This window comes from Coleofasciculus sp. H7-2 (genome assembly GCF_042747725.1).
Lineage (GTDB): Bacteria > Cyanobacteriota > Cyanobacteriia > Cyanobacteriales > FACHB-T130 > FACHB-T130.
Genome location: NZ_JBHZGO010000063.1, coordinates 1 through 7,841 on the forward strand (window position 1 = coordinate 1; position 7,841 = coordinate 7,841).

A 7,841-nucleotide genomic window follows, 5' to 3' on the forward strand; every position below is an offset into this window, starting at 1 on the left:
CTTTCCTGGTGCTACTAGCGTTGTGGAACCACACCGACTCCATCCCGAACTCGGAGGTGAAACGCAACTGCGGCGAAGATACTCGGCGGGTGACTGCCTGGGAAAATAGCTCAGTGCCAGGTTAATTATCTACAAAGCTCTCTTACATAATTATGCAAGAGAGCTTTGTTGCATTTGCTCAATTTCTTGAATAACCTTTAACGTAGAATTGTTGAACGAGAGATTGAGCTGTGGATGCCATATTAGAGCGATCGCACGAATTAAAGCAAGCCTTGATTGAGTTTGTCCTGGAGGCGGAAGGAGAGCTAGCACAATCGCTAGAAGCCTATGCAGCTGCTCAGTCACATCGAGAGCGTCAAGATATTGCTCAAAGAGACCTAATAATTGATACCTTCTTGACTGAAGGAAAAATAGGTGATAAAAACGTTTTGGATTTGTTTCTGGAGAGCCAGCCAGAATTGTCCGAAAACGATCGCAACTTAGTCAGTAGCTGGCGGTGCAGCTTCATTGGTTTGTTTGCGACGCTCCAAGTATTACCGGATGGCTTTGAGTTGATGAACTGGCTGACAGCTAAGCACTACATCGTCAAGCCAAACAATCTTCTAACGTTGCAGGAGATGAAACGGTTTAAAGAGGGAGAAATTTTACTCACTCGCATTGCACCCGTAACCGATAACGTCTGGATGTTTTCTGGTCCTTGTATCCCAATGGGGAGATTAGGAAAACCCAAGCTGGCGGTAGCAATCGGAAATTTTAAGGAAAATTACAAGAAATCGCTTTATAGCGATGCCCCAGAACTTCTAGAACTGGCGTGGCAATCAGTAGAACAATATCACCAAGATTTTCTGGGCTTTTTTGGTAGCGATGAAGTCGTAATGCCTGGGTACCAGATGAATAAGAAGATAGAAGAATTTCAGGAAGTACTGACTAAGAAACGCTTAGCAGCGGCAGGCATTGATGAAAATAAATCGCTCTCGCAAATAGCCGCAGAAGCTGGGGTTACACAAGAGGAAATGAAAGCAGCCGCAGAAGAATCCGGTGCCGATTCAAAAGCGATCGCTCAGATGTTTGACAGCAAAAACCCAACTAGAATGGTAACGCCTAAAGTTGAGTTGCCTGCAAATCTCAAGAAAGCCGAACAGCTAACAGCTCTCACCCATCCTCGTTGGGGTCAAATGTTTCTGCCTGCGTACAGCCGGTTCAAGGCAATGCTAGAAGTAGAAGACTGGCAGAACAACATCGAAAATACTGAGAAGCTGGTTTGCCAGTATTTAGAAGACTCGACGATTAATGCCTTCATTTGGCATCGCTTAGCGGAAACTTATCCAGCCCAAATGGAAAAGCTGTTGAAAACAGTATTACAGCGTCCAGAATTGAAAATTGACCGCGATTTAGACGCTTTACTGCAAGAATATAACAAGCCGATAGAGCCTGATTTACCGGAGATTGCCAGTGTACCAGTGCATTTACATAATTTGTTTCAGGAAGCGCTGGTAGAGGTTAACAAATCAAAATCTAAGGGCAAGGGTAAAAAGAAGATAGGAATAGGCTTTCAAAAGTAGCGATCGGGATCTGAAGTGGGTACTAGCTCCAGTGCCATCGCCAGCGTCACCAATTGGTAGAATCACTATTTGCAACTTCATCCTAATCCATCTCCATGCCAGCCGCAGTTGTCACGCTAAAAAACACTGAAAATCAGGATCGTTTAATCATTCAAAATCCCGCATCAGGGCTATCCTTGCAGGGGCGTATTCGGGTGCCAGGAGATAAATCTATCTCCCACCGGGCTTTGATGTTGGGAGCGATCGCCCAAGGAGAAACTACCATTCAGGGACTCCTCTTGGGGGAAGATCCCCGCAGCACTGCTAGCTGTTTTCGGGCGATGGGTGCCGAAATTTCGGAACTGAATCCGGAAATGGTGCGAATTCAGGGCATCGGACTCGGCTGCCTGCAAGAACCGACCTCAGTCTTGGACGCCGGTAACTCAGGTACTACCTTGCGGCTGATGCTGGGGCTTCTAGCCTCTCATCCGGGACGTTTTTTTGCGGTGACGGGGGATAGCTCGCTGCGATCGCGCCCGATGTCCCGCGTTGTCAAACCGTTACAAGAGATGGGCGCTCAAATTTGGGGACGGCAGGACGGTTCTTTAGCACCCCTGGCAATTCAAGGACAGCAACTGCGACCGATTCACTATCACTCCCCGATTGCCTCAGCACAAGTCAAATCTTGTATTCTCCTAGCTGGATTGATGGTGGAAGGACAAACTACCGTTACCGAACCCGCCCTCTCCCGCGACCACAGCGAACGGATGCTCAGAGCTTTTGGGGCAGAACTCAGCATCGATCCACAAACCAATAGCGTCACCATTACTGGCTCAGCCAAGCTACAAGGGCAGCCAGTGATTGTGCCGGGGGATATCAGCTCAGCTGCCTTTTGGCTGGTCGCTGGGGCGATTGTACCGGGTTCGGAGTTGTGTGTTGAAAATGTAGGGATCAATCCCACCCGCACCGGCATTCTGGAAGCTCTGGAGAGGATGGGCGCTGACATTCAGATGGAAAATCAGCGGGTTGTCGCGGGTGAACCTGTGGCAGATTTGCGGGTACGTTCCAGTGCCCTCAAGGCGTGTGAAATTGCTGGCGAATTAATTCCCCAACTAATTGATGAAATTCCGATTTTGGCAGTGGCGGCAGTGTTTGCCCAAGGAACTACTGTAATTCGAGATGCAGCAGAGTTGCGGGTAAAAGAAAGCGATCGCATTGCCGTTATGGCATCTCAGCTCAACCGCATGGGTGCCAAGGTTACAGAAAGACCCGATGGGTTAGAAATTACTGGTGGCACTCCCCTCATCGGTACTGATGTTGATAGTCATACCGACCATCGGATTGCCATGAGTTTAGCAATTGCCGCCCTTAATGCAGAAGGCACTACCACGATTGGGCGTGCCGAAGCAGCTGCCATTTCTTACCCTGACTTCTTTCAATCCTTAATCGGGATTATCAGGTGATGCTTAAGCTCAGATGCTTACAGCATTTGCGTTTTCACCCTAGTATTATAAAAAGCAAAGTGGGTAGTGTCCACCTTGCTTTTTAAATGAGGAACTAGACAGCGATCGCGTTTGCTACTTTGCGTGTTAACTGTTCGCGGTTATGAGGTTCCTCAAAATCAATTAACGGCCCTTTAGGAACAATTCCGGTAGGATTAACTTTCGGGTGGCTTTTGTAGTAATGCCGTTTGATGTGATCGAGGTTGCAGGTTTCCTTCACCCCCGGCACTTGGTAGAGGTCTTTGAGGTAATTCCAGAGATTGGGATAATCCACAATCCGGCGTAAGTTGCACTTGAAGTGGACATAGTAAACGGCATCGAAGCGCAAGAGAGTGGTAAACATACACCAATCTGCCTCGGTGATGCTTTCCCCACACAGATAGCGTTGCTCCTCTAACACCTTTTCCCAACGATCGAGAGCATCGAATAGTTCCGTCACCGCTTCATCGTAGGCTGCTTGGCTAGTCGCAAATCCCGCCCGATAAACGCCATTATTAATCGGTTGGTAAATCGCATCAATCGTCTTATCAACCGCTTCTGGCAATTCTGTTGGATAAAAATTCATATCTGACTTCGCGAAATCATCGAATTCTGTATCAAACATCCGAATGATCTCGCGGGATTCATTATTCACAATCGTCGCAGTTTCTTTATCCCAAAGAACTGGGACAGTCACTCGCCCATTGTAATTAGAATCCGCTTTGAGATAGACTTCCCAGAGATAGCGACTCCTATTTACCGTATCGGGAATACAACCTGGTTCGTCCGAGAATTCCCAACTATTTTGCTTGATTTCGGGTGCCACAACCGAGAGGCTGATGACATCTTCTAATCCCTTCAATTGGCGCATAATTGCGGTTCGGTGCGCCCAAGGACAAGCCCAGGAAATATAGAGATGATAGCGACCCGGTTCAGCCTTAAAGCCACTAGAACCATCGGCTGTAATTTTGTTGCGGAAGGTTGTTGATGGGCGAATGAATTTTCCTTGGGAGTCTTCTTGTTCTCGTTCGCTAACCCACTTTCCATCAACCAAAATACCTAAACTCATAACTTTCTCCTTTGAGAGTATTAAGGGCAACCCCAGGAGAATTGCCCTTACACTCATTGGCTCAGGTTATCACCTGAAATTCATCGGTCTTAGGTGCAAAATATGGGGAGTACCTCACTCAGCACTAAGAATTTGCGGCACTTTGAAAAAGTCACCCTCTTGCTCCGGGGCACCTGTGAGAATAGCTTCCCGGTTAGAGTAGGGTTGTAGTTCATCAGGGCGTGTCACATTGCTGACATCAATTGCCCGTGTTGTGGGCTGCACATCACTGACATCTAGTTCGCTCAGTTGTTCAAAATACTCCAAAATACTGCCTAGTTGGGTCGTAAATTGGGCTTCTTCCTCTGGAGTCAGTTCTAGACGAGCCAGATGGGCAACTTTGCGAACTTGTTCGCGGTCAATCATAACAGTAGTAATGGCTAATTGGTGATTGGTAATTTGATAGTAGGTAGTAGGTAATTTTTTCTCTTTTCTTGATTACCTATTACCTGTTACCTAAAAGAAGATATCCATCGTAGATCGCCCAGTCGTTTTGAGCCAATTTTGGGCTTCGATGTAGTTATTAGGAGCCATGCTAATCGCTTGTTTCCAATACTCTGCTGCTTTATCAAACAAAGCTTCAGCGGCTTCTGGATCTCCATCTTCCTTGATCTTTTCCCCTTGGAAGTGGTAAATAACGGCGATATTATTCAACGCTTGAGGCAGGCGGGGATTACAGTCAAGCGATTGGTGGTAGTATTCCAAAGCCTGCTCGTGATCCCCATTGCTGGCATATATTAGTCCCATATTGTAGAGGATATAGCTGCGATCGTAAGTGTCTTCCTCTAGCGTTAGGGCTTCCCTGTAATTGTCTAGAGCTTCGGCGTATTCACCATCTGCCTGCGCTGACATACCATCGCGGTAGTAGATGAAGGCTTCTTTTGCTTTCTTGTTGGCAGGCAGGATTTTCAGGATTATATCCGCCATTACCGTGAAGCTTTTGTCAATGAAATTATCGTTTTTTTGCGTTCTTGGCATATCCGCCTCTGTAATGCTGGGCTACTGCGAGAGTGTAGCCGGTCAGTTTATTGCTCAGTAATGCTCTTTAAGCTAATTTAACGCGCTCTTGGAGTCAACTGGATTGAGAATAACAAATGCGATCGCGCTTTTGTTATTCTTTCCTCAATCAACCCAGTTTATGTGCGATCGCGCAATATTTTCTTATCTCCATTCGCCTTGCACCACAAAAGCCGCCCAGTAATAGGGAGCTTTCCATTGCTCAGTTTGCCACATTTCCAGTTGTGCTGCTCTCAGCGCCGCTACGGGATTTAGTCCTTTGTCTAGCATCTGTTGGTAGTATTTCTCCATCAGCTTTGAAGTTGCCGTATCGTTAACGCGCCACAAACTTACCGCCACTCGCTTTGCGCCAGCATACATAAAGCCGCGTGTCAACCCAACGAGTCCTTCTCCTTTGACATCTTTACCGAGTCCGGTTTGGCAAGCGCTGAGGACAACGAGTTCGGCGGGGAGATTGAGGTTGTAGATGTCGTGGAGACGCAGGAAGCCATCGGTGGGATTGCCTTTTTCATCAAAAAGCGATAGCACCAAGCCGGATAATTCTGGATGTTCTTCGTTGATGCAGCCGTGAGTGGCGAAATGCACCATGCGATACTGAGCTAAATCGGGACTGGTGGCGGTGGCGCGAGAAGCATTAAAACCCAAGGCTTTGAGTTGTTGAGCAGCGGGTACAAGAGTGAGAATTTCTTCGGCTTCTTTACTGCTGTACTCAAGGCGTTCGAGATCGGAGGTGCGACAGGCTTCTGCGGCAGAGCGTTTCGCGTCGGTGGCAATTGTAGTGTTGCTGGGCTGGGGTTGGGATGTCAACCGCTGGTCATCGGTGGTGAAGATGGGATCTGCTAAGACGGCGACTGTTTTGGCGGCGGGGGCGCGTCCTTTGAATTGGTTGCGGATTACGCTGATGGTTGAGGCGGAGGGGAGAGAGACGATTTCGTTTTGTACGAGGAGGGGAGTTACCCGCTGTTGCGTACCCACCACCCGCCAGGGATTGAAATCCCTGGCTAATATCTCAAGTCGGTTGAAACCGACTGGAGATTTCGAGTTAGTCCGTTTTAACGGACTTTCGCTATTAGCCCGGAAATTGATTTCCGGGCGGGGTTGAGGGAGAACCGACACCTGTTGCGTACCCACCACCCGCCAGGGATTTCAATCCCTGGCTAATATCTCAAGTCGGTTGAAACCGACTGGAGATTTCGAGTTAGTCCGTTTTAACGGACTTGCGCTATTAGCCCGGAAATTGATTTCCGGGCGGGGTTGGGGGAGAAGCGACACCCGCCAAGGATTGAAATCCCACAGCTTAAGCTGAAGTCGGTTGAAACCGACTTGAGATTTAAAGTTAGTCCGTTTTAACGGACTTGCGCTATTAGCCCGGAAATTGATTTCCGGGCGGGGTTGGGGGAGAAGCGACACTCGCCAAGGATTGAAATCCCTGGCTAATATCTCAAGTCGGTTGAAACCGACTAGAGATTTGGAGTCAGTCCGTTTTAACGGACTTTCGCTATTAGCTCGGAAATTGATTTCCGGGCGGGGTTGGGGGAGAAGCGACACCTGATTGTTTTCAGGTATCGGCAGTGCGGCGAAGGGAATTGATTGCAGTGCGCCGTCGCTGACGATGAGTAAGCGTTTGTTACCGAGTTGATTTGCAACGGGAGAGAGTAGCATCTGGCTCAACTTTATGCCAGATTCGAGGCTGCCTGTTTCTGATGTGAGTTGATTGTAGAATTCCTCGGCTGCGGCTTTGATGTCGGCGCGTTTGGGGAGTTCGTAGCTGGTGATGCTTGTCTTGGTGACAGCCCAGAGATAGCTGCGTTCTTCGCCTAAATAATATTCCAACAACAGGGTATTGTCGTCGAGTACCTGTTGTTGAATTTGTTGCAGATTGAGGGTGAAGGCTGCGGGTTGAGATATTGCTGCGTAGGCGGGGTTTTTCTGGCGGATTTCGGCTTGGACTCCATCCAGTTCGCTGAGGAAGGATTCAATTTGTATTTTAATCTCGGCTAACTGCTTGTTTGTGTAGGAACCTTCGAGGAGTTTTACCCGGCTTTGTTCTGCGGCGTTGAGTTGCTGTTGTAAGGTGCGCTCTTGTTTGATTAATTCGGGGTTTTCACGAGAGCGAATGTTAACGTTAGCTTCGGTGAGGAGTTCTAGGAGATTGCGTGCCTTGGCGCGTTCGCTAGCTTGCAGTGCTAGAGCGTCGTATCCTTTGTCGGGGTTAGTGAGGTGCAACTGCATTAGCAGGTCGATGTAGAACTGGTAATAATCCTGCACAGTGGCGAAGTATGAGGCGCGGAGTTGCTGGCTTGCTACGTTGGTGCGGAGGTCTTCAATGATTTTGATTGCTGCTTTCATCTGAGTGAGAGCTTCGTTAAGATTGCCTCGGTTACGTTCCAGGTAGGCGAAATTGTAGAGGGTAACAGCTTCCCCAGCTTTGTCCCCAGTTGCCCGACTCAAGGGCAAGGATTGATTGTAAAATTCCAGGGCTTTTTGCTTTTCTCCTAAAGCGGAGTAGACTCCACCGATGTTATTGAGGGTAACAGCTTCCCCAGCTTTGTCCCCAGTCGCCCGTCTCAAGGGCAAGGATTGATTGTAAAATTCCAGGGCTTTTTGCTTTTCTCCTAAAGCGGAGTAGACTCCACCGATGTTATTGAGGGTAACAGCTTCCCCAGCTTTGTCCCCAGTCGCCCGTCTCAAGGG

The 7,841-nt window shown here is 48.3% G+C and carries 7 protein-coding genes and 1 rRNA gene; 3 read left to right on the forward strand and 5 right to left on the reverse strand.

Going from position 1 to position 7,841, the window contains the following annotated elements; translation table 11 throughout:
- The first annotated feature begins 4 nt into the window (after nt 1–4).
- From rrf to aroA, 3 genes are all read left to right on the forward strand, one after another.
- Nucleotides 5–122: ribosomal RNA gene (gene rrf / locus ACFW2W_RS13075) — 5S ribosomal RNA — on the forward strand.
- 108 nt (nt 123–230) lie between these two features.
- Nucleotides 231–1,562, forward strand: coding sequence for a hypothetical protein (locus tag ACFW2W_RS13080; protein WP_378178438.1), 1,332 nt, complete (start codon nt 231–233; stop codon nt 1,560–1,562).
- 95 nt (nt 1,563–1,657) lie between these two features.
- On the forward strand, nt 1,658–3,004 hold the full coding sequence (aroA, locus tag ACFW2W_RS13085; protein ID WP_378178441.1) for a 3-phosphoshikimate 1-carboxyvinyltransferase: 1,347 nt from the start codon (nt 1,658–1,660) through the stop codon (nt 3,002–3,004).
- A gap of 94 nt (nt 3,005–3,098) precedes the next feature.
- On the opposite strand, the gene ACFW2W_RS13090 is transcribed toward aroA, so the two are convergent.
- The 5 genes from ACFW2W_RS13090 to ACFW2W_RS13110 all read right to left on the reverse strand — a co-directional run.
- Entirely contained in the window at nt 3,099–4,091 is a 993-nt protein-coding gene (locus tag ACFW2W_RS13090; RefSeq protein ID WP_378178444.1) for a glutathione S-transferase family protein, read from the reverse strand.
- Nucleotides 4,092–4,205: 114 nt separating this feature from the next.
- Nucleotides 4,206–4,496 carry an Asp-tRNA(Asn)/Glu-tRNA(Gln) amidotransferase subunit GatC gene (gene gatC / locus ACFW2W_RS13095; protein WP_378178447.1) on the reverse strand — a complete coding sequence of 97 codons (291 nt, stop codon included), beginning with the start codon at nt 4,494–4,496 and terminating at the stop codon, nt 4,206–4,208.
- Nucleotides 4,497–4,586: 90 nt separating this feature from the next.
- Nucleotides 4,587–5,108: a photosystem I assembly protein Ycf3 gene (locus ACFW2W_RS13100; RefSeq protein WP_378178450.1), complete on the reverse strand. Its 522-nt coding sequence runs from the start codon at nt 5,106–5,108 to the stop codon at nt 4,587–4,589.
- 183 nt (nt 5,109–5,291) lie between these two features.
- Nucleotides 5,292–6,281, reverse strand: coding sequence for a CHAT domain-containing protein (locus tag ACFW2W_RS13105; RefSeq protein WP_378178453.1), 990 nt, complete (start codon nt 6,279–6,281; stop codon nt 5,292–5,294).
- Nucleotides 6,282–6,293: 12 nt separating this feature from the next.
- The coding region (locus ACFW2W_RS13110) for a tetratricopeptide repeat protein (RefSeq protein ID WP_378178455.1) at nt 6,294–7,841 on the reverse strand (1,548 nt) is incomplete at its 5' end.